The sequence below is a fragment of the Acinetobacter sp. WU_MDCI_Abxe161 genome, from assembly GCF_025514355.1.
Classification (GTDB): Bacteria; Pseudomonadota; Gammaproteobacteria; order Pseudomonadales; family Moraxellaceae; genus Acinetobacter; species Acinetobacter pittii_E.
The window spans coordinates 81,905-102,806 of sequence record NZ_JAHPTU010000005.1 but is presented as its reverse complement, the minus strand read 5'-3'; the positions used below and the strand labels follow the sequence as shown (position 1 = coordinate 102,806).

The 20,902-nt window shown below is 40.6% G+C and carries 21 protein-coding genes; 11 read left to right on the top strand and 10 right to left on the bottom strand.

Annotated features, from left to right (window positions below):
- Window positions 1-11 precede the first annotated feature (11 nt).
- From KTI78_RS07390 to KTI78_RS07355, 8 genes are read left to right on the top strand one after another with little or no spacing between them, the layout of a single operon-like run.
- A complete protein-coding gene (locus KTI78_RS07390) occupies window positions 12-1,307 on the top strand; it encodes an NAD(P)/FAD-dependent oxidoreductase (protein ID WP_262445666.1) in 1,296 nt (431 codons plus the stop codon).
- A gap of 2 nt (window positions 1,308-1,309) precedes the next feature.
- Window positions 1,310-1,855, top strand: coding sequence for a DUF3261 domain-containing protein (locus KTI78_RS07385; protein ID WP_224992291.1), 546 nt, complete (start codon window positions 1,310-1,312; stop codon window positions 1,853-1,855).
- A complete protein-coding gene (locus KTI78_RS07380) occupies window positions 1,852-3,054 on the top strand; it encodes a beta-ketoacyl-[acyl-carrier-protein] synthase family protein (RefSeq protein ID WP_262445665.1) in 1,203 nt (400 codons plus the stop codon). Before KTI78_RS07385 ends, KTI78_RS07380 begins: the two co-directional genes overlap by 4 nt.
- A complete protein-coding gene (locus KTI78_RS07375; RefSeq protein ID WP_224992289.1) occupies window positions 3,054-3,479 on the top strand; it encodes a 3-hydroxylacyl-ACP dehydratase in 426 nt (141 codons plus the stop codon). The genes KTI78_RS07380 and KTI78_RS07375 overlap by 1 nt, the downstream gene beginning before the upstream one ends.
- A 23-nt stretch (window positions 3,480-3,502) precedes the next feature.
- Window positions 3,503-4,228 (top strand): 3-ketoacyl-ACP reductase FabG2, encoded by a 726-nt coding sequence (locus KTI78_RS07370; RefSeq protein ID WP_224992288.1) that lies wholly within the window; start codon window positions 3,503-3,505, stop codon window positions 4,226-4,228.
- Entirely contained in the window at window positions 4,228-5,454 is a 1,227-nt protein-coding gene (locus KTI78_RS07365) for a beta-ketoacyl-ACP synthase (protein ID WP_016142224.1), read from the top strand. Before KTI78_RS07370 ends, KTI78_RS07365 begins: the two co-directional genes overlap by 1 nt.
- Window positions 5,455-5,465: 11 nt before the next feature.
- On the top strand, window positions 5,466-5,900 hold the full coding sequence (locus tag KTI78_RS07360; protein ID WP_057075728.1) for a hypothetical protein: 435 nt from the start codon (window positions 5,466-5,468) through the stop codon (window positions 5,898-5,900).
- A gap of 23 nt (window positions 5,901-5,923) precedes the next feature.
- Window positions 5,924-6,580 carry a 4'-phosphopantetheinyl transferase family protein gene (locus KTI78_RS07355; protein ID WP_262445664.1) on the top strand — a complete coding sequence of 219 codons (657 nt, stop codon included), beginning with the start codon at window positions 5,924-5,926 and terminating at the stop codon, window positions 6,578-6,580.
- Between the two features lie 69 nt (window positions 6,581-6,649).
- Here the strand turns inward: KTI78_RS07355 and secB are convergent, their stop codons facing one another.
- The 4 genes from secB to rsgA all read right to left on the bottom strand — a co-directional run bounded on the left by secB (window position 6,650) and on the right by rsgA (window position 8,980).
- Window positions 6,650-7,108, bottom strand: coding sequence for a protein-export chaperone SecB (gene secB / locus KTI78_RS07350; RefSeq protein WP_262445663.1), 459 nt, complete (start codon window positions 7,106-7,108; stop codon window positions 6,650-6,652).
- A 27-nt stretch (window positions 7,109-7,135) separates the two neighbouring features.
- The gene (grxC, locus tag KTI78_RS07345) at window positions 7,136-7,393 is read right to left on the bottom strand and encodes a glutaredoxin 3 (protein WP_002114715.1); all 258 of its coding nucleotides are present in this window, start codon (window positions 7,391-7,393) and stop codon (window positions 7,136-7,138) included.
- An 11-nt stretch (window positions 7,394-7,404) separates the two neighbouring features.
- Window positions 7,405-7,821 carry a rhodanese-like domain-containing protein gene (locus KTI78_RS07340; protein WP_016142222.1) on the bottom strand — a complete coding sequence of 139 codons (417 nt, stop codon included), beginning with the start codon at window positions 7,819-7,821 and terminating at the stop codon, window positions 7,405-7,407.
- A gap of 97 nt (window positions 7,822-7,918) precedes the next feature.
- Window positions 7,919-8,980 carry a ribosome small subunit-dependent GTPase A gene (rsgA, locus tag KTI78_RS07335; protein ID WP_016142221.1) on the bottom strand — a complete coding sequence of 354 codons (1,062 nt, stop codon included), beginning with the start codon at window positions 8,978-8,980 and terminating at the stop codon, window positions 7,919-7,921.
- Window positions 8,981-9,105: 125 nt separating this feature from the next.
- On the opposite strand from rsgA, the gene orn reads away from it, so the two are divergent.
- The 3 genes from orn to KTI78_RS07320 all read left to right on the top strand — a co-directional run bounded on the left by orn (window position 9,106) and on the right by KTI78_RS07320 (window position 11,500).
- Window positions 9,106-9,672, top strand: a complete 567-nt coding sequence (orn, locus tag KTI78_RS07330) for an oligoribonuclease (RefSeq protein ID WP_000099436.1) — start codon at window positions 9,106-9,108, stop codon at window positions 9,670-9,672.
- Between the two features lie 155 nt (window positions 9,673-9,827).
- Window positions 9,828-10,559 carry a Bax inhibitor-1/YccA family protein gene (locus KTI78_RS07325; protein ID WP_004794670.1) on the top strand — a complete coding sequence of 244 codons (732 nt, stop codon included), beginning with the start codon at window positions 9,828-9,830 and terminating at the stop codon, window positions 10,557-10,559.
- A 137-nt stretch (window positions 10,560-10,696) separates the two neighbouring features.
- Complete coding sequence (locus KTI78_RS07320; RefSeq protein WP_031945551.1) at window positions 10,697-11,500, top strand: enoyl-ACP reductase; 804 nt, start codon at window positions 10,697-10,699, stop codon at window positions 11,498-11,500.
- 68 nt (window positions 11,501-11,568) lie between these two features.
- Here the strand turns inward: KTI78_RS07320 and KTI78_RS07315 are convergent, their stop codons facing one another.
- The 6 genes from KTI78_RS07315 to leuS all read right to left on the bottom strand — a co-directional run bounded on the left by KTI78_RS07315 (window position 11,569) and on the right by leuS (window position 20,596).
- Complete coding sequence (locus KTI78_RS07315; RefSeq protein WP_080649732.1) at window positions 11,569-12,963, bottom strand: efflux transporter outer membrane subunit; 1,395 nt, start codon at window positions 12,961-12,963, stop codon at window positions 11,569-11,571.
- A 22-nt stretch (window positions 12,964-12,985) separates the two neighbouring features.
- Entirely contained in the window at window positions 12,986-14,980 is a 1,995-nt protein-coding gene (locus KTI78_RS07310; protein WP_262445662.1) for a MacB family efflux pump subunit, read from the bottom strand.
- A 2-nt stretch (window positions 14,981-14,982) separates the two neighbouring features.
- Window positions 14,983-16,320 (bottom strand): MacA family efflux pump subunit, encoded by a 1,338-nt coding sequence (locus KTI78_RS07305; protein WP_262445661.1) that lies wholly within the window; start codon window positions 16,318-16,320, stop codon window positions 14,983-14,985.
- 106 nt (window positions 16,321-16,426) lie between these two features.
- A complete protein-coding gene (holA, locus tag KTI78_RS07300) occupies window positions 16,427-17,416 on the bottom strand; it encodes a DNA polymerase III subunit delta (protein ID WP_016142216.1) in 990 nt (329 codons plus the stop codon).
- 18 nt (window positions 17,417-17,434) lie between these two features.
- Window positions 17,435-17,944, bottom strand: coding sequence for an LPS assembly lipoprotein LptE (lptE, locus tag KTI78_RS07295; RefSeq protein ID WP_016142215.1), 510 nt, complete (start codon window positions 17,942-17,944; stop codon window positions 17,435-17,437).
- A 27-nt stretch (window positions 17,945-17,971) separates the two neighbouring features.
- On the bottom strand, window positions 17,972-20,596 hold the full coding sequence (leuS, locus tag KTI78_RS07290) for a leucine--tRNA ligase (RefSeq protein WP_262445660.1): 2,625 nt from the start codon (window positions 20,594-20,596) through the stop codon (window positions 17,972-17,974).
- Window positions 20,597-20,902 lie beyond the last annotated feature (306 nt).

The window sequence follows — 20,902 nt, the reverse complement described above, 5'->3', positions numbered from 1 at the left end:
GAAGTTGTGCTATGAGCACTATAGAAAAAATTGATGTCGTGATTATTGGGGCTGGGCCATCAGGTAGTTCTGCTGCTGCACTTCTTCGAAAAAAGGGCTATACCGTTACGGTCATTGAAAAACAGTATTTCCCTCGTTTTTCGATTGGTGAATCATTGTTACCGCAATCTATGGCATTTTTAGAAGAGGCTGGTTTATTAGAAACAGTCCGTGAGCATGTTGAGCAATATGCTTTTCAATTTAAAAATGGAGCAGCTTTTTTACGCGGCAAACAGCGTAGCTTCTACGACTTTACTGAAAAATTTACCGATGGTCCGGGCACAACTTGGCAAGTTCGCCGTGCAGATTTTGACAATTTGCTAGCAAAGCAGGCTCAAGTTTATGGCGCAGACATACGCTTTGGACATGAGGTTTTAGATGTCAATGTCGCATCTGAGCAACCTTTACTTACCGTGTTAGATGAAGAACAACAGCGTTATCAGATTCAAACTAAATTCTTGTTAGATGCGAGTGGCTTTGGGCGAATTTTGCCAAAGTTATTAGATTTAGAGAGCCCATCAAATTTTCCAGTACGACGTGCACTGTTTACCCATATTGAAGATGGTATTACAGATGACCCAGAGTTTGACCGTAATAAAATTTTAATTACCGTTCATGAAAAAGATCATCGTGCATGGTATTGGCTGATTCCATTTGCAGATGGACGGGCTTCTTTTGGTATCGTTGCAGAACAAGATTTTTTTGACAAATACACGGTCGAAAATATTGAAGATAACGAACCTGAGGCAATGTTTAAGCGTATTTTGGCTGATGAAACAAGCTTGTCAAATGTACTACGTCAAGCTAAGTTTGATACACCAGTGCGTACCTTGGTGGGCTACTCAGCGAATGTAAAACACTTGGCAGGCCAAAACTATGCGCTATTAGGTAATGCGGGTGAGTTTCTTGATCCAGTCTTTTCATCAGGTGTGACGATTGCTCTTAAATCTTCAAGTTTGGCAGTTCCTTTGGTTGAACGAGTTTTACAAGGTAAGCAAGTCGACTGGTTAGAAGAATATGAAAAACCATTACGCCGTGGTATTCAGGTATTTCGTGCCTATGTAGAGTCATGGTACGAAGGCGAGTTCCAAGATGTGGTGTTCTCGCAAAATCAGAATGAAGGCATTCGCCGTATGATTTCTTCATTATTAGCTGGTTATGCGTGGGATGAAAAAAATCCGATTCATAAAAATGCCAAACGTAGACTTACTACTTTGGCAGAATATTGTCGTGAAGGCTTGGTGCAAGAACAGGTACTTGAGGGATAACCATGCAACGCAAATGGGCAACGATATTACTCAGTAGCTTTTTATTTTTAAATGGTTGTCAGGTCATGCCACATGCTAAAGGACTGCAAAGTCCTCTATGGCAAACTCAGACTTATCAACGGCAAGATCAGGTTGAAGTTCAGTGGAAGCAGCAAAGCTTTAGCTTCTTGTTATATCAACAGCAAAAGGGTGCTGTGCTGGATATGGTTGCTTTAAGCCTGACAGGCCAGCAATTATTTAAGTTACAGTTTGATGGGCATCGGGTTCATGTTGAACAGCGTATTGATCAAATGCGTTTATTGCCTTTTGAGTTTGTGGTGCGTGACCTTTTGTTTGCGACATATCCTCAGTTTTCACATTTAGGACAGCAAGCTGTAGAGATGAAACAACAAGCAGACAAGCAGGTTGTTTATATTGAAAAGCAGCCTGTGTTGCAGCTTAAACAAGGGCAAGGAAGCATTGAATTGATTAATGAACAAGTCCCTTATACCATGACGCTGAGTTCGATTGAGAACACCTTGCAGACAGAAGAAAGTTCTACGCCATGAAACATCTACCTTCAGAAAATGCAGCTCCAATGGCAGTAGGCATACAATTTAGTGTTGGTTTATCTGCATTAGGCTGCGAACTTAATCAAATCAAACAAGCATTACACCAGCCCGAGCAAACCTTGAGTTTGCGTAATGATTTAATCGCTGATCGTGATGTTTGGGTGGGGCAATATACGCATCCATTATGTTCGAGCGTACCTGATACTTTACAGTCTGTAGATTCACGTAATCTACGTTTTGCATTAACCGCATTATCTAAAATTGAAACAGAGTTAAAAGCTTATACAGCAACCTTTGAAAATAAACGTTTGGCCATTGTAGTGGGCACATCGACTTCTGGTATTGCAGATAATGAATTATTACTTAAGCAATATTTTCAAGGGCAAACAGATCTATCGATATCTCATTATCCCCAAGAAATGAGCTGTTTAGCGAAAGCATTACAGCAGTACTTGGGATGGGAAGGACCTGCCTACACGATTTCAACTGCTTGTTCTTCTAGCGCTAAAGCATTAGCCGCAGGGCAGCGATTACTTCACGCAGATTTAGCAGATGTTGTGCTGGTGGGTGGCGTCGACACTTTGTGCAAGTTGACCCTAAATGGATTTAATAGTTTAGAAAGTTTATCTGAACATATTTGCCAACCCTGCGGTGTAAACCGTGATGGTATTAATATTGGTGAAGCTGCTGCGTTTTTTGTACTAAGTAAAGAACAAGCGCCTGTCATGTTAATGGGGGCGGGTGAATCTATGGATGCATGGCATATTTCGGCTCCCCATCCTGAAGGCAAAGGTGCAGCTTTAGCTATGCAACGTGCATTAGATATGGCACATATTTCCGCTCAAGAGGTGGGTTATATCAACTTGCACGGAACAGCAACTCCACAAAATGATGCAATGGAAATTAAGGCTGTAAGGCAAGTTTTTGGTGATTACCCAGTGGCTTTAAGTAGTACAAAACATAAAACTGGACATTGTCTAGGAGCAGCGGGTGCCATAGAGGCTTTTATTTGTGAACAGATTCTAAAAGATCAAAGTTGGTTGCCTTTACATCAAAATGTTGAGATTGATCCAGATTTGGCTGACCAAAACTATGTGCAAAATACTGAACTAAAACAATCCATTCGCTATGTCATGAGTAATTCTTTCGCTTTTGGGGGAAGTAATATTAGTCTTGTTTTTGGAGTGAAGCCCTAATGAAACTGGATGCAATTCAATATATTCCTCATGAGCAACCGATGGTATTTATCGACCATTTAACTGAGGTTGCAGAAGGGCGGGCGGAAGCAGAACTCACGATTACGCCAGAGCTGATGTTTTGTGAAGCAGAAGGTTTGCCGACATGGGCAAGCATTGAAATTATGGCACAAACGATTAGTGCTTATTCAGGCTGGCAAGGTAAGCAGTCAAAACAAGCGCCAAAAGTCGGTTTTTTATTGGGAACGCGTAAATTACATTTACCCATTCCTTATTTCGCTTTGGGTTCACGATTGATCATTCAAATAGAGCAACAATATTTTCATGAAGGACTTGGGCAATTTTCCTGTGAAATTCAATATGCTGAACACCGCATTCAGGCAATGTTAAGTGTATTTGAACCTACAGAAACACCATTTGAATAACCACAAAGAATTAGGAATACATTGTGACAAGACGAATTTTAGTAACGGGTTCAAGTCGAGGAATTGGGAAGGCGATTGCATTACAACTCGCAAAGGCTGGTTTTGATGTGACTGTACATGCACGTTCGCGTCAGGCAGAGGCTGAGCAAGTTGTCCAAGAGATTCAAGCCTTAGGACAAAATAGCCATTATTTAATGTTTGATGTAACTGAACGCCAGGCGGTTCAACAAATTTTAGAACAAGATGTAGAGCAGCATGGCGCTTTCTATGGCGTTGTATTGAATGCAGGTCTTACCCATGATGGTGCTTTCCCTGCACTCACCGATCAAGATTGGGATGAAGTGATTTCGACGTCTTTAGATGGTTTTTATAATGTTTTAAAGCCACTTATCATGCCAATGATTCACTTACGCAAAGGTGGCCGTATTGTCACTTTATCTTCTGTGTCTGGAATTATGGGGAACCGCGGTCAGGTCAACTACAGTGCTGCAAAAGCAGGTTTGATTGGTGCGACCAAAGCTTTGGCACTTGAATTGGCGAAGCGAAAAATTACAGTGAACTGTGTTGCACCTGGGCTCATTGAGACCGAAATGGTGACAGATGAAGTTAAAGAACATGCACTTAAAATGATTCCATTGCAACGTATGGGACAGGTCGATGAAGTGGCGAGCGTAGTGAAATTCTTGTGTTCAGATGAAGCCTCTTATGTAACCCGACAGGTGATCTCTGTAAATGGAGGACTCATCTGATGAAGCGTGTGGTTGTGACAGGAATGGCAGGAATTACCTCTTTAGGTGAAACTGCTGATGACATCTTTGCGCGATTTGAAGCTGCTAAAAGCGGTATTCGTTACATGCCCGAGTGGGAGCAATATGTTGACCTTCGGACCAAGCTTGCTGGACCTGTAGAATCTTTTCATATTCCAAAACATTTTAACCGTAAAGTCACCCGTGGGATGGGCCGTGTTGCTCTCATGTCTGTGGTTTGTGCCGAAACTGCTTTACAAAATGCTGGTTTGCTTGGACATGAAATTTTATCTAGTGGCGAAGCGGGTGTTGCCTTTGGTTCATCAGCGGGTAGCGTAGATGCCGTGGGTGAGTTTGCTAGCATGTTGCTTCATCAGAGCATGAGTAAGATCAACGCAACTACTTATATTCGTATGATGGCCCACACCAGCGCCGTGAACATGACCGTATATTTTGGTCTTAAAGGCTTAACTTTACCTACCTCAAGTGCCTGTACCTCTGGTTCTATGGCGATTGGGCAAGCCTATGAAGCTATTAAATATGGCAAACAACAGGTCATGATTGCGGGTGGTGCAGAGGAACTCAGTGCGGCAGGAGCAGCGGTTTTTGATGTATTGTTCGCGACCAGTGGAATGAATGACCAACCAGAAAAAACACCGCGTCCATTTGATGCTAAACGAGATGGATTGGTGATTGGTGAAGGCGCAGGCTGTTTAATTTTAGAAGAATATGAGCATGCCAAAGCCCGCGGTGCTCATATTTATGCAGAGGTGATTGGCTATGGTAGCAATACCGATGGCCAACACGTCACTCGTCCTGAGTCAGAAATGATGGGGCGCTGTATGGAATTAGCGCTTAAAGATGCCTCTGTAGAAGCTAAAGACATTGCCTATGTAAATGCTCATGGGACTTCAACAGATCAGGGAGATGTAGCGGAGAGTCAAGCTACTGCAAAAGTTTTAGGCTATAAACCAATCAGCTCTTTAAAGAGTTATTTTGGACATACGCTGGGGGCGTGTGGAGCTATTGAAGCTTGGCTAAGCATCGAAATGATGAATCGTGGCCGTTTTATTCCAACTTTAAATCTAGATGAAATCGACCCACTATGTGGTGAACTGGATTATATCGTTCAGCAGCCGAGAAATTTGGATGCTGACATTATTATGAGCAATAACTTTGCTTTTGGCGGAATTAATACTTCGCTTATTTTTAAACGTGTTAAACAATAAGGAACACAACAATGTTAAATAAAAAACTTTTATTTGTAGCAATGCTAAGTGCGGGTTTTACTGCCACTGTTCAGGCTGGAGATGAAGTACATCAGTTAAATTTTAAAGAAGCTGTAGACCGTGCTGTTGCAGATGGGACACTGGATGGTTCGGTAAAGTTTTATTTAAAAGGTACAAAGTCTGGCGGTAAAGTTATTCAAAAAGATGCGGTAACCAATAAAAAGACCAATGGTTTTGGTAAGTCGGCAGCAACGTCTTGTGACTGGGTTTTACGTTCAGCACTAATCCAAATGCAAAACAATGCTAAAGCACAAGGGGCAAACGCCGTGACCAATATTGTGAGCTATTTTAAAGCCAATGAAACCACAAGTACCACAACTTACGATTGTTATAAAGGTGCCATGATGGCGGGTGTTGCGTTAAAAGGCGATGTAGTTAAATTCTAATCATTTAAAGTAAGGTCGAGATAATGTCTAAGCGTAAAATTGAAGTCTACACACAGGCATTATCTCAGCTTCTTTTAAAATCGAAACAAGATTTCCCCGACTTCCGTACATTTAATTATTATAAAAAACAACAAATACAGAGTGTCAGAAATAGACTGATCGCAGAGAAACTACAACTCAATTCAACGGAATTGGAGTTTGCCAAGCATGAACATGGTAAACCTTATTTGTTAAATCATAATTTGCATTTTAATCATTCACATAGCCAGCAATTCTACGCTTTAGCCATAAGTGCACAGGTTAAAGATATTGGTGTAGATGTTGAGGAACTTGATCGAAATGTACGCTTAGATGCATTAGCAAAACATGCTTTTCATCCCGATGAATATGCAACGTGGCTAAGTTTGGAACAAGATAGAGAATATTGGTTCAAAGTCTGGACCACTAAAGAAGCGGTTCTAAAAGCATCAGGACTAGGCATACGTTTAGATTTAAATACATTAAATACTCAAGCGCACCCTACAGACCAAGGGGGAATCTGTTCTCATCCATTGAATGGTACATTTGCTTATCAGAATTTTATTGTTGGTAATATGATGTTAACCGTGGCGTGGCGTTCAGAGTTATCTTGCCGAGGTTTCCAGTTTCCATCTATTCAGCTTCATTCACTTGATTGTTAATAAGTGAAATAGCGTACATAAAAAAACCGCGTATTACGCGGTTTTTTTACTAAAAGGAAAAGCTAAAAATTAAGCTTGGCCTTCAACAGCAGCAGCTTGAGCACGTTGCATGTTCGCTTCAAACTCTGCATCAAAGTTGATTGGAGTAAGAAGTAACTGTGGGAAGCTACCTTTAGTGACTAAATCATTTACAGCTTCACGCAAGAACGGGAACAAAATATTTGGGCAATATGCGCCTAAAATATAAGGTAAACGTTCTTCTTCAATATTATCGATCAAGAAAATACCTGATTGAGTTACATCTACAATGAACGCTGTTTCGTTGTCGTTATCAGCTTGTACCACAACTTTTAAAGAAACTTCAAAGTGAGTCGGGTCAATCTTTTCTGCAGCAGAAGAAAGATTGATATTAAGTTCAGGTTGCCATTGTTTAGTGAAAACCTGCGCCCCAGGAACCTCAAAAGAAATATCTTTTGTATAAATACGCTCTAAAGCTAATTGTGGTTGAACTTGTTGTTCTTCGTTCATTGTTTTTTCCTTAATATGGATGCGATGTTAAGCCAATAATTCGTCGAGTTTACCTTCACGCTCTAAAGCATAAAGTTGGTCAAAACCACCGATAAACTGATCGTTAATGAAAATTTGTGGGACAGTACGATGATTTGTGCGTTGCATTAATTCAACACGTACTTCGGGTGCTTCAACAGAAAGATTTACTTCTTTATAAGCAACACCTTTACGCTCAAGTAACTGTTTAGCACGAACGCAATACGGGCATACAGAAGTTGAGTAAACAATGACGTTTGCAGCCATGATAATTCTCCTTAAGCTTTTGGTTTGCTTTTAACAAGAGGTAAGCCTTGTGCTTTCCAGTTACTGATACCGCCATCAAGACGATAGCTATCGTGGTGAGCAACTTTTTGCAAAGCACTTCCAGCAACTTGCCCCAAGTTGCAAATAAATACCAATGGACGGTCACTTGCTTTTAATTCTTCAGCATGACTTGCAATTTGGCTATACGGAATATTGCGACTGCCGCTAATATGACCTTCGCGAAAATCTTTGCTATCGCGTAAGTCAATTAAAAGCGCATTTTTCGCTTTCACTAAAATACCAAGCGACTGTGGAGAAATTTTACGACCGTTACGTTGACCTTCAAAAATGAAGAACAACACGATCAAGACTCCGAGCGTACCAAACAAAATGGGGTGATTCCCCATAAACTCTAACCAGCGTTCCACAAGTCACCTAAAAAAATTAAAAACAAAATTGACCTAGAGTATAGCGTATATAGATGGTGATCAAAATCACCACTTCAAGGGCAAATAGGGCAGAAAATCAGTTTTTTTGCTGTGCTTCTTGAATCTCGTCGATTAAACGCAAAAAGCTATCTAGACGTCGCGGTAAAATTTCACCAGCTTCGACAGCATGTTTTAACCCACAATTCTTTTCATGAGTGTGCGTGCAATTACGGAATTGGCAAGAACCCAGATGCGCTGCAATATCTGGAAAGCCCATACGAATTTTCTCTAAATCGAGATGCCAAAGCCCAAACTCACGAATTCCCGGAGAATCAATTAAGGCACCATTTTTACCGAAGTTGATTAAGCGCGTAGAGGTTGTTGTGTGTTGTCCAAGTGCAGAGTTTTCAGAAATAACATTGGTTTTTTGCTCTGCATCTGGAATGAGCACGTTAATTAAAGAACTTTTTCCTACGCCTGATTGCCCTACAAATGCTACGGTTTCACCATCTAAACGTTCAGATAAAGCAGAGATATCTCCCTTCTTGGACTGACAAATCATCACCTCATAACCCAAAGTTTTATATTCTTCTAATAGGGTGAGAATTGGGTCATTTTCAGTGAGTAAATCAGATTTATTGAGGACCAAAAGAGCAGGAATATTAGCGTCTGCACAAGCCACTAAATATCGATCGATTAGTGTTGGAGCTGGTTCAGGCAGTGGTGAAAATACAATCACAATCAAACTGATGTTTGCGGCCACTGGTTTAACTTTGTGATAGCGGTCAGGACGAGTGAGTAAAGAGGTGCGTGGGTGAATGGCTGTAATAATGCCTAAACCCGTATTTGGGTCAGCTTGCCATTTAACACGATCGCCAGTGACCAATAACTCAAGGTTAGTTCGAGTATGACAGCGCCAAACACTATTGAGTTCGATCGGTTTCCAGAATGGTTCTGGTTCTCCTTCGGCAACTTGTGGTTTTTCTGGGTGATGCTCAGGTACAGAGAGGGCTTGTACTTCAAGTTGACGACCGTAGTGTTGTACAACGAGTCCGTCTAGATCCTGTGAAGTATCGATCTCTTCTTGGCGAGTTTTATGCTGTTTTTCAATACGACGTTGCTGTTGTTCAGTTAAACGACGCTTACGAATTAAAGCCATTCATATCCCAAAAAAACCATTGTTTGAAGACCGCAAAAATAGCATGAAGCAGCTATAGAATTACAGCGCGGAAGCAAGAAATTTGCTACTATTGATGTTTTTACGGCATTTTAGAACGTACATTCATGAGCAGTACTTTAAATACACGATTAATTTGGATTGATCTGGAAATGACCGGATTAGATACCGATAATGACCAAATTATTGAAATCGCAACAATTATTACAGATGATCATTTAAATGTACTTGCCGAAGGTCCAGTTTTGGCTATTCATCAACCTGATCGTATTTTAAATGCAATGGATGAATGGAACACTCGTCAACATGGGCAGTCTGGACTGATTGAACGAGTTCGACGCAGTAAATTAACAGCTCGTGATGCTGAGTTACAAACTTTAGAATTCCTAAAAAAATGGGTTAATCCAAAAGTTTCACCAATGTGCGGTAACTCAATCTGTCAGGACCGCCGTTTCTTACACCGTCTCATGCCTGAACTAGAGCAGTATTTCCACTATCGTAATCTTGATGTATCTACGGTAAAAGAACTTTCAAAACGCTGGCGCCCTGAAATCATGAGCGGTCTGAAAAAGAATGCATCGCATTTGGCAATGGATGATATTCGTGACTCGATTTCCGAGTTGAAATATTACCGTGAATATTTCTTTATCATGAACACTGACGGTAAAGATTAATAACCTTACTCGAGTGATATTAAAGGGAGGCTATTGCCTCCTTTTTTATTACTTAAAGGACCTTGTTACAATAATGCCGATCGCCTGATTTGGCTTTCATATTCATTTTGCTTAAAATGATGTTTGAAATTTTTTATTATAAAAAGAGAGCATTTATGCAAAGTAATAACCCGATACTGACACGTGTTGAAACGGTCAGTGACTATAGTCAACCGATGACTGTGCAAGGTGCGATTCAAAAATCTGTTATGTTGACGGTCATTGCAGCTGCGGTGGGTGTCGCTTTATTTTTCTATGCAGCCTTTACTGCAAATGTTGGTATTGCTTACGCGGCTTCAATTGTAGGTGCAATTGGTGGTTTGGTTTTAGCTTTAATTACAACGTTTAAACCAACGACAGCGCCAACATTGGCAATTCCGTATGCCTTATTTGAAGGGGCTTTTTTAGGTGGTATTTCTTTTACTTTCCAGTTGAAATATCCAGGTGTTCCTCTTCAGGCTTTATTAGCGACTTTCGTTACGACTTTGGTGATGTTTGGTCTATATAAGTTCCAAATTATCCGCGCAACTGAAAAGTTCAAGTCAGTTGTAATCTCTGCATCTTTGGCAATCTTTATTGTATTTATTGTGCAGATGGTTATGCGTTTAGCATTTGGTTCAAGCGTTCCTTATATTTTTGAAAGCAACTGGTTAGGCATTGGTTTTGCTGCATTTGTTGCGGTAATCGCTTCACTTAACCTGATTTTAGATTTTGATTTAATTGAAACTAATGCAGCATATCGTGCGCCAAAATTCATGGAATGGTTGTGTGGTATCGCATTACTTGCAACTTTAGTGTGGATGTATATTTCTTTCTTACGCTTACTTGGCTTATTGTCTGACGACTAAGTTTGAATTCATCTAAAGGTCGCTCCTCATCAGGAGCGATTTTTTTTCGTGCGATTTTTGAAAAAAGATGCATTATGCAATTTCGAAAACCGCCGAATATTGGCATTATGCTTGAAATTGTTTTGAGTGAGATCGGCATGACACAAGGACTTTTAGCAGGTAAGCGCTTTTTGATTGCAGGCGTTGCTAGTAAATTATCAATTGCTTTTGGTATTGCCCAAGCATTACACCGTGAAGGTGCAGAGCTTGCGTTTACTTATCCAAACGAAAAATTAAAAAAACGTGTGGATGAATTTGCTGAGCAATTCGGTTCTAAGCTTGTGTTTCCATGTGATGTTGCTGTTGATGCTGAAATTGATAATGCATTTGCAGAACTTGCAAAACATTGGGACGGTGTAGACGGTGTTGTGCACTCAATTGGCTTTGCACCTGCACATACACTTGACGGTGACTTCACTGACGTGACTGACCGTGAAGGTTTTAAAGTTGCTCATGACATCAGTGCATACAGCTTTATTGCAATGGCTCGTGCTGCAAAACCTTTATTACAAGCTCGCCAAGGTTGTTTATTGACTTTGACTTACCAAGGTTCTGAGCGCGTTATGCCTAACTATAATGTTATGGGTATGGCAAAAGCTTCTTTAGAAGCTGGTGTTCGCTATTTAGCATCAAGCTTAGGTGTTGATGGTATACGTGTAAACGCGATTTCTGCGGGTCCAATCCGTACTTTGGCTGCATCTGGTATTAAATCTTTCCGTAAAATGTTAGATGCCAATGAAAAAGTTGCGCCATTAAAGCGTAATGTAACCATTGAAGAAGTAGGTAACGCAGCGTTGTTCCTATGCTCACCTTGGGCTTCAGGTATTACTGGCGAAATTCTATATGTAGATGCTGGTTTCAATACTGTAGGTATGAGCCAATCTATGATGGATGATGAATAAGTTTTAAAATTTATTCAGCCATAAAAAAGCCGTAGTTGAAGGACTACGGCTTTTTTAATTGGTACAAGTTATTGCGGCAGTCCTTTTACAGGTGAACCACCTAGAGCTTGCATGAGGGTGACATAAGCATTGTATTGGCTTTGCTTCGTTTCAACGAGGCTTAAGCGTGCAGTACGAGTGGTTTGCTGTGCATCAAGAAGTGTTTTTAATGCGACAGCACCATAACGGTAACGAACTTCAGTTAAACGTTCGGTTTTTTCTGCAAGTTCAACATTACGTTCTTGTAACGCTACTTGCTTGTCGAGTTCTGTACGACTCGATAAAGCATTTTCTACATCAGCAAAAGCCTGATAAAGCGTTTGACGATATTGAATAATCGCTTTCTCATAATCCAGATTGCTAATCGCGATATCTTTTTTCATATCGTTATATTGCAAAAACGGTAAGCTTAAACTTGCACCTAAAGTTAGAGCAGGGTTACGTAATAACTCCGTTAACGATGTGCTGCTTGAGCCCAAACTACTGGTTAAGCTAATCGAAGGGTAGTAGCTTGCTTTGGTTGCATCTTTAGTTGCTAATGCTTTTCTTAAGCGTAGCTCACTTGCTTGCAAATCAGGACGGCGCGATAAAATTTCGGCGGGTAAACCAGCCCCAATTGCAGGTAGAGCGGTGCGTGGTAAACGTTTTGGCTCTTGAATGTTGAGTTGTTGCAATGGTTCATGCAATAGTACTGCGATGGCTGTGCGTGTTTCAACCAGTTGTTGTTCAATCTGACTTAAGCTTGCTTTTTGGCTTTGCACTGATTGTTCTGCTTGAGTCAGATCTACACCTGAAACGGCACCAGCTTTATATTGAATCTGTACTAAGTCATAAAGCTTTTGAGACGTTGCTAGGCTTTGCTGAGCAGTTGTATAACGCTCATTTAAATAACCCAGTTGCCAATAGAGTTTGGCAGTGGTTGCAATTAAGCTTTGTCCAGTAGCTTGTAAGTCTTGTTCGGTTGCTAAAGCTTCCCATTTACTTGCTTCGGTTTGGCGTGCAAGCTTGCCAAATAAATCAAGCTCATAGCTTACTCCAGCGCTCATTGAAAGACCTTTAGCGCTGTCATCTCCCGAATTTAAATCGAAAGAATGTCCTGTAGAAACACTAGAGCTGGTGCGTAAGCCTTGCTTGTTTGCAGTTAGATCAGCTTGTAAACGAGCTTGCTTTAAGGCAATACCTGCAACTGCTAAATCACTGTTACGTTCTAATACATTGCTTACAAGCTGATTGAGCTGCGCATCGTTAAAAAGGGTCCACCAACGATCAGAGTATTGATCGGCAGACATGTTTTTTGCTTTTGCTGTGTCATATTGAAAGCTACCCGGAACTTGTACCGCAGGCGCTTCATAAGGTGTTTTTACTACAGCTGCACATCCTACAAGAGAACCTGTGAGAAGAAGTGCTGTGCTGAGTTTAGCCATAGAGAAAGACATGCAATTTTCCTTATTCTCGAGATAGTGCGGCAACAGGGTCAAGTTTCGCGGCGTTCTTGGCAGGCAAGAAACCGAATACGACACCAATCAGTGTTGAACAGACAAATGCTGCAATAATAGAAGTGCTTGAATAAGCCACGCTAAAGTTACCGCCAGCAAATTTATTAATAAGTTGCCCAAGGCCAAGCGATAGTAAGACGCCAAGCACACCACCAATTAAACACACCAAAATTGCTTCAATCAGGAATTGCTGCAAAATATCACTTTGACGAGCACCTACGGCCATACGTACACCAATTTCCTGAGTACGTTCGGTCACCGAAACCAACATAATATTCATGACTCCGATACCACCAACAACCAATGAAATTACGGCAATTGCTGAAACCAGAAGTGTCATTGTACTGGTGGTTTTTTCAATGGTTTGACGGATACTGTCACTGTTCATGGTGAAAATATCTTGTGCACCATGGCGCTGGGTTAATAAGTTAACGATGGCATTTTCTGCGGCAGCAGTTGAATATTTGTCATTAATGCGAACCACGATATTACGTACATTCGACTGACCCAACATACGGCTCATTACGGTTGTATAAGGCATATAGACATTTAGAGTGTCATCTGAACCCATGCCACTTGTCTGCGGTTCTACAACACCAATAATACGAGCAGGTACACTACCGAGCAGTACCACTTGACCGATTGGGTTGGTACCGTCACTAAAAAATTGTTTTTGAGTATTAGTATCAATGACTACATCTTGTGAGCGATCACGAACACTACGTTGGTCAAAAGTTTGCCCATCTTTAAAGACCAAACCTTTTACATCGAAATAATCGTTACTCACACCATTAATGGTCGCATTTGCTTCATTTTGTTGGTAACGCATAGTTTTGGATGTACTAACCATTGGACTGACCGCACTGACATAAGGCTGAGTCATTAACGCATCAGCATCGGCAGGAACCAAAGTCTTAAAACTTGCAGTTTTTGAGTTGTCACCAAAACCACGGCCCTGAAATACCGTAATTGTATTTGTTCCGAGACTACTAATATTGCTTAAAATTTGCTGTTGAGAGCCTTTACCTAAAGCGACCACCGTAACAACAGACGCAATACCAATAATGATCCCAAGCATGGTTAAAAAAGTACGCATGCGATGGGCATTCATAGACAGTAAAGCCATTTGAAAGGCTTCTGATAAACGGTCTAAAGTAGAACGCCATGGAGAAATACTTTTGCCTTTCTTCTGTTTACCTTGTAAAGCAGGAGCGGCATCAGGATCAGATTTGATCGGTTCGGCTGCTTGATCTGGAGCGTTAGGACGGTCACTAATAATTTCTCCGTCACTAATCTCGATAATACGAGTCGCATTTTTTGCAACTTGCATATCATGAGTGACTAAAATAATAGTGTGACCTGCGGCATTGAGTTCACGCAAAATACGCATCACCTCAACACCACTATGAGAGTCGAGTGCTCCTGTCGGTTCATCTGCCAGAATAACGTCACCGCCATTCATGAGTGCACGGGCAATAGACACACGTTGCTGCTGACCACCAGAAAGTTGGCTTGGCCTATTGAGTGTTTTAGTACCTAAACCTAATTCGGTCAGTAGAGCTGTGGCGCGTTGTTTACGTTCAGAAGGGGTAACCCCTGCATAAACAGCGGGAACTTCAACGTTACCTTCAGCAGATAAGTCACCAAGTAAATGGTAGCGCTGGAAAATAAAACCAAAATATTCACGGCGTAGTCGAGCGAGCTGATCAGGCTCAAGTTTCCCCGTTTCTTGCCCATTAACCTTATAACTACCACTCGTAGGTCGGTCCAAACAACCCAAAATATTCATGAGGGTCGATTTACCAGAACCAGACTGGCCAACAATGGCAACCAGTTCACCTTCATAGATAGTTAGGTCAATGCCTTTTAAAATTTGTATCGTGCTTTCGCCAGCAGGGAATTCCCGGACCAGATTGCTGACTTCAAGCAAAGCTTGTTTTGTCATGCTTACATTCCCATTGGGCCACGGCGACGGTTATTACCACTATTTGCAGACGCAGCAGAAGTATCTGAACTATCTGCAATTACAACTTGGTCACCTTGTTTTAATCCAGCAAGAACTTGCGCATTTACACGGTTATTAATACCCACCAAAATTTGAGTCGGTTTGGTTGTACCATCTGCTTGTAAAATACGTACTACGCTTAGCGTTGCTTTACCTTGTTCAACCAGTTGTTTTTGTTCAGCAGTTAAATTTAAGCGTTCTAAACGAGCACCATCACCTTGATGTTTGCGTTCTGTACTTGGGGTAGAACTTGCTTTCTCAGATGACTGACCTGATTTTCTTTGACCAGAAAATTGTTTACTACTTAAAGCAGAAGATGGAACCAATAAAGCATTTTTAGCTGAGTTTAATACGATATAAACTTGTGCAGTCATATCAATACGCAATTTACCATCGGTATTTGGCACATCGAATAAAGCATTATAGTAGACAGCCGAACTGGTCGTTGAACTTGTATTACTTGTTGATTCGCTCGAAATTGAGTCAGGAGCAGGCTCAATCTGGCGCAAAGTTGCGTAACGCTTGGTTTCATCACCTAAAGTTGTAAAGTAGACCTGTTGTCCTTTTTCAACTTTCATAATGTCAGCTTCACTGACTTGTGCCTTAATCGTCATGTTTTGTAGTTTTGCAATTTTAACGATGGTCGGTGCACTTTGGTTTGCATTTACGGTTTGGCCTTCTTCGGTCACAATCGCGACTACCGTTCCATCAGTTGGAGCAACAATACGTGTATAACCAATATTAGTTTGAGCCGTAGATTTTGTCACTTTGGCAGATTCGATTTGTGCATCTAATGCTTTAATTTGCGCCTGAGCTGTTTTATAGCTTGCCTCAGCCGATTCTAAATCTGCACGCGGCGTTGCATCTTGCGCATACATTTGTTGCTGACGGCGGTATTCAAGTTGTTTCTCATTTAAAGATGCAACTTGTTGAAGACGCTGTGCTTCTAAATTTTTAATGTTTGCATCAGAGGTTTTTAGACTGTTTTCTTGGGTTGTTGAGTCAATTTGTGCAATAAGTTGACCTTGCTTAACCTGATCACCCAACTGTACATACATCTTTTTAACCTGACCAGATACCTGTGCACCTACGCTAATGAGTTTGGTTGCATCAAGTGTACCTGTCGCAAGGACATTATTCTCAATATCCCCACGCGTCACCTCAGCAGTAATATATTGAGGCTGTTGCTGTTTAGGTTTTAAAAATTTCCAAGCTAATACAGCAATAATTGCTATACAGACGATGATAATTACGAGTTTGATTGGCTTTATTTTTGGCATGGTGAGAGGTCGAAAAGTTTAAAATTTAATTGAGTATAAAAGCGAAATGAGGATAAAACGTGAATTTTTATGATAATTCAAGAATGAAAAAAATGATTCGGCCGAATTACTGTATAAATAATGTTTTTCCACATAATTCAGCAATCGCTTGCTGCATTAAATGTTGGGCATTTTCGTTCGACATACCTTTAATTGCCGCATCAATTTGTAATAGAAGGGTAGACCAGCCTAAAAATTGTTGAGGATTTAATCTTCTTAACGCTTGTTGATATAAACTGACTTTGGTTTTCCAGATGCCAAGTTGTAAGGCATTATGGGGCTGCTCAAATAATTGCATCAATAAACGCATTTCTTTACTTAACGTCCATAAAATCAGACTTTCTGGTTCGCCAGCAGCAATTAAATATTGAAAAATTTTAATGGATTGAGCGAGGTTACCTTCTAATAAGGCATCGCTTAAATCGTAAGTGGTGTAACGAGATTGATCTTGTAGACAAGCATATAACTGTTCAATTTGAATCAGTTGTTGGTCTGGAAAAGTGTCTCTTACACGCATCAAGCTATTTTTAGCTGCAAGCAAATTGTGCTCGTGATGTTGCATGAGCCATTGCCAAGCGTCATTGTCGAGTTGAATTTCAAGTTTCTCTGCTTCAACAGATAAAATTCTTTGGCGGTCTTGCGGATAGTTTGCGGTTAGGGCAACGACAACACCATTTGCTTCAACAACTTGGAAAAAAGCAGACTTTAAACTACTACTATCTTGCTTAGGTAAAACAATTAAAAGTAGGTTAGTTTCATTATGCTGGATATAACTTTTAAGTTGTTTTAATCCATTTGCATCAGGTTTTATATTGCCATGTACTTCAATTGCAAGCTGCTGAGAAAATAAAGATAAGCTGTTAAGTGCATTAAAAACATTTTTCCAGTCGCTCACGCTACTAATATCATAACGCTGTCTTTCAACTTCTTGTTGTTGCCAACTTTTACGAAAAGCATCTAATAAATTTTGTTCCAGCAAAGGTTCTTGGCCGTGTAAAATCCACGCACCCCGTGCTTCCGGAATGCGTTTTAAGGCTTGTAAATAGTCAATTTTCATTGCTGGTAAAAATATAGATTAAGGCTGAGCTTTTGGTAAACGGTTTGCTGAAATCTGACGAGTAATTTGCTGTGCAATGTCATCAATCACAATACGTTGTAAATAAGATTCTTGCTGATTTTCGGTGTTAACCGTTGCAAGATCATATTGATAACTACGAGATGCAGTTAACGAACGTGGTTCTGTAATTTTATTACCCTGACGGTCTTCAATCTGGAAGGTTACAGTTAAACGTAATAATACTTCCGTTAATTTACCGTTTAAAAGCTGACGACGTGGACTGTACTCTAAAACACGGAGTACGTAAGCATCGTTATCATTGCTGAGTTGAACACCATTTGCAGCTAAATATACTTTTAACTGCGTTTCCAAGTCATCAGTTTTTGCTGGTAACTCAAGGCTTAATTTTTTATAAACAAGCGGAGTTGCAGTCGGGTTGCTTCCTTTTAAATGAAAGCCACACCCGACTAAGCCTGCACTAAGGCCTAAGGTCAAAACAACAGCGGCTAAACGTTTGGCAAAGTGCATGCTTGATCCTCTCATTAATAACTTTAATTAAACCACGAGGTTAACTAATTTATTTGGAACCACAATTTCTTTCTTTGTTGGTCCTGTTAAGAATTGTTGAACTTCTGGTAAAGCTTTAGCTTGAGCTAATAGATCTTCTTTAGAAATATCAACAGAAACTTCAAGTTTACCGCGAAGTTTACCGTTAACCTGTACAACAATCGTTTGGGTATTACGAGTTAATGCAGAAGCATCGACTTCAGGGAATGTTGTCTCTGTCACATCTGTACCAAACTGAGCCAATAATGTTTGACTTAAATGTGGTGCAAATGGAGCAAGTAAAGTTAACAGTGTGGTGATCGCTTCACGTTCTACAGCAACGTCGTTGTCGTCTTTTGCTTCAAACTTATTGCTTGCATTTAACAATTCCATCAAAGCAGCAATTGCAGTGTTGAATGCATGGCGACGTTCAATATCATCACTTACTTTTTGAATAGTTTCGTGAGTCTTACGACGTAAATCTTGAGCATCTTTAGACAAGTTAGCTGCATCAATCGTAGAGGCTTGGTTACCTTTTTCAAGGAAGCTTGCTACAAGGCGCCATACACGTTTCAAGAAACGATTTGCACCTTCAACACCTGCATCAGACCATTCTAAAGATTGATCTGGTGGAGCAGCAAACATCATGAATACACGTGCTGTATCTGCGCCGTATTGATCAATAATCGCTTGTGGGTCAATACCGTTATTTTTCGACTTAGACATTTTTTCTTGTCCGCCGATAATCACTTCTTGACCGTCACCTGAATATTTCGCAGAAATGATGCGACCTTTTTCGTCACGCTCTAATTCGATGTCAGCAGGGTTGAACCAAGTTTTCTTACCATTTTCTGCTTCACGGTAGAATGTATCTGCAAGCACCATGCCTTGAGTTAACAAGTTAGTAAATGGCTCATTACCTTGTACGACACCTTCATCACGCATTAATTTGTGGAAGAAACGTGCATAAAGTAAGTGAAGAATCGCGTGCTCAACACCACCAATGTATTGGTTTACAGGAAGCCAGTTTTGAGCTGCTTCAGGTTTAACCATACCACCAGTAAAGTCTGGAGAAGCATAGCGTGCGTAGTACCAAGATGACTCTACAAATGTATCTAAAGTATCTGTTTCACGGCGTGCATCGCCACCACAGCAAGGACATTTAGTTTCATAGAATTCAGGCATTTTATTTAATGGGTTACCTGAACCATCTGGAACAACGTCAGTTGGTAATACAACCGGAAGCTGGTCTTCTGGAACTGTGACTTGACCACAAGTATCACAGTTAATCATTGGAATTGGACAACCCCAGTAACGTTGACGAGAAACACCCCAGTCACGTAAACGGAATTGAACTTTAGAATTTGCTAAACCTTGTGGTTCTAATTTTGCAAGGAATGCATCGAAAGCAGCTTGGAACTCTAAACCGTCAAACTCACCTGAATTAACAAGTTTACCTTCTTTAGAACCGTACCATTCTTGCCATTCAGTTGCAGAGTAGTCTGCATCGTCAGCACCTTTGGCATCAATCACTTGTTTAATTGGCAAATTGAATTTGTTGGCAAATTCAAAATCACGTTCGTCATGTGCCGGTACAGCCATGACTGCGCCAGAACCATAAGACATTAATACGTAGTTTGCGATCCAGACAGGAAGCTCTTCACCAGTTACAGGGTGCTTTACAAACAAACCTGTTGCCATGCCTTTTTTCTCTGCTGTTGCCAAGTCCGCTTCTGCAACTGAACCCATGCGGCATTCTTCAATAAATGCAGCCAATTCAGGGTTATTTTCAGCAGCTTTAAGCGCAAGAGGGTGTTCTGCCGCAACAGCAACATAAGTCACGCCCATAAGCGTGTCAGCACGTGTTGTATAAACAGTTAAGCCATCAGCATAAATTTCGGTATTGGCAGATGGGAAAGTAATTTCCATACCTGTAGAGCGACCAATCCAGTTACGTTGCATGGTCAACACTTGTTGAGGCCAGCCGTCCTGTAAAGTGTCAAGATCGTCTAATAATTCTTGTGCATAGTCCGTAATACGGAAGTAGTACATTGGAATGTCGCGTTTTTCGACCAATGCACCTGAGCGCCAGCCACGACCATTTTCAACTTGCTCGTTTGCTAAAACTGTTTGATCAACCGGATCCCAGTTTACTGTTGAAAGCTTGCGGTAGATGAGGCCTTTTTTATAAAGCTGGACAAATAACCATTGTTCCCAGTGATAATACTCTGGTGTACAAGTTGCAAATTCGCGATCCCAGTCTACAGATAGACCTAATTTTTTTAATTGATCACGCATGTAGGAAATGTTTTCAAATGTCCATTTTGCCGGAGCAACTTTATGGGCAATTGCAGCATTTTCCGCAGGTAAACCGAATGCATCCCAACCCATCGGTTGTAATACAGTTTCACCTTTTAAACGGTAAAAACGGCTAATTACATCACCAATTGTATAGTTACGCACATGCCCCATATGCAGCTTGCCACTTGGGTAAGGAAACATTGACAGGATGTAGCGATGTTTACCTTCGACAGTGTCGGCAACTTTAAAGACTTTACGATTTTCCCAATCTTGTTGAACTGATGGTTCAATCGTGTTTGCTTGATATTCGGGGTCAATGTGAGAAATAGTCATAGACGTAAGCTATACAACAAAAATTGATATTAAAGATTGTTGCACAGCATAGCGCAAAATTGACAAAAATGCAGTTTTGGGATGGATTTATTTTCCGTTAAAAATTAAACAGGAATAAACCTGAAAAAAGTGGGGCAGACATAAAAAAAGAAAAGTGGAAAAATCAAATAAGATGAAAAAATAGTCAGTTAAAAAATAATCATAGAAAAGTGTTTCTTTAATCTTGACTTTAGTGAATTAAACAACAAAAATGCTTCCTTTAGTTTTATATGCGATTATTTGATCACCCTTCGAATAACCGTCATG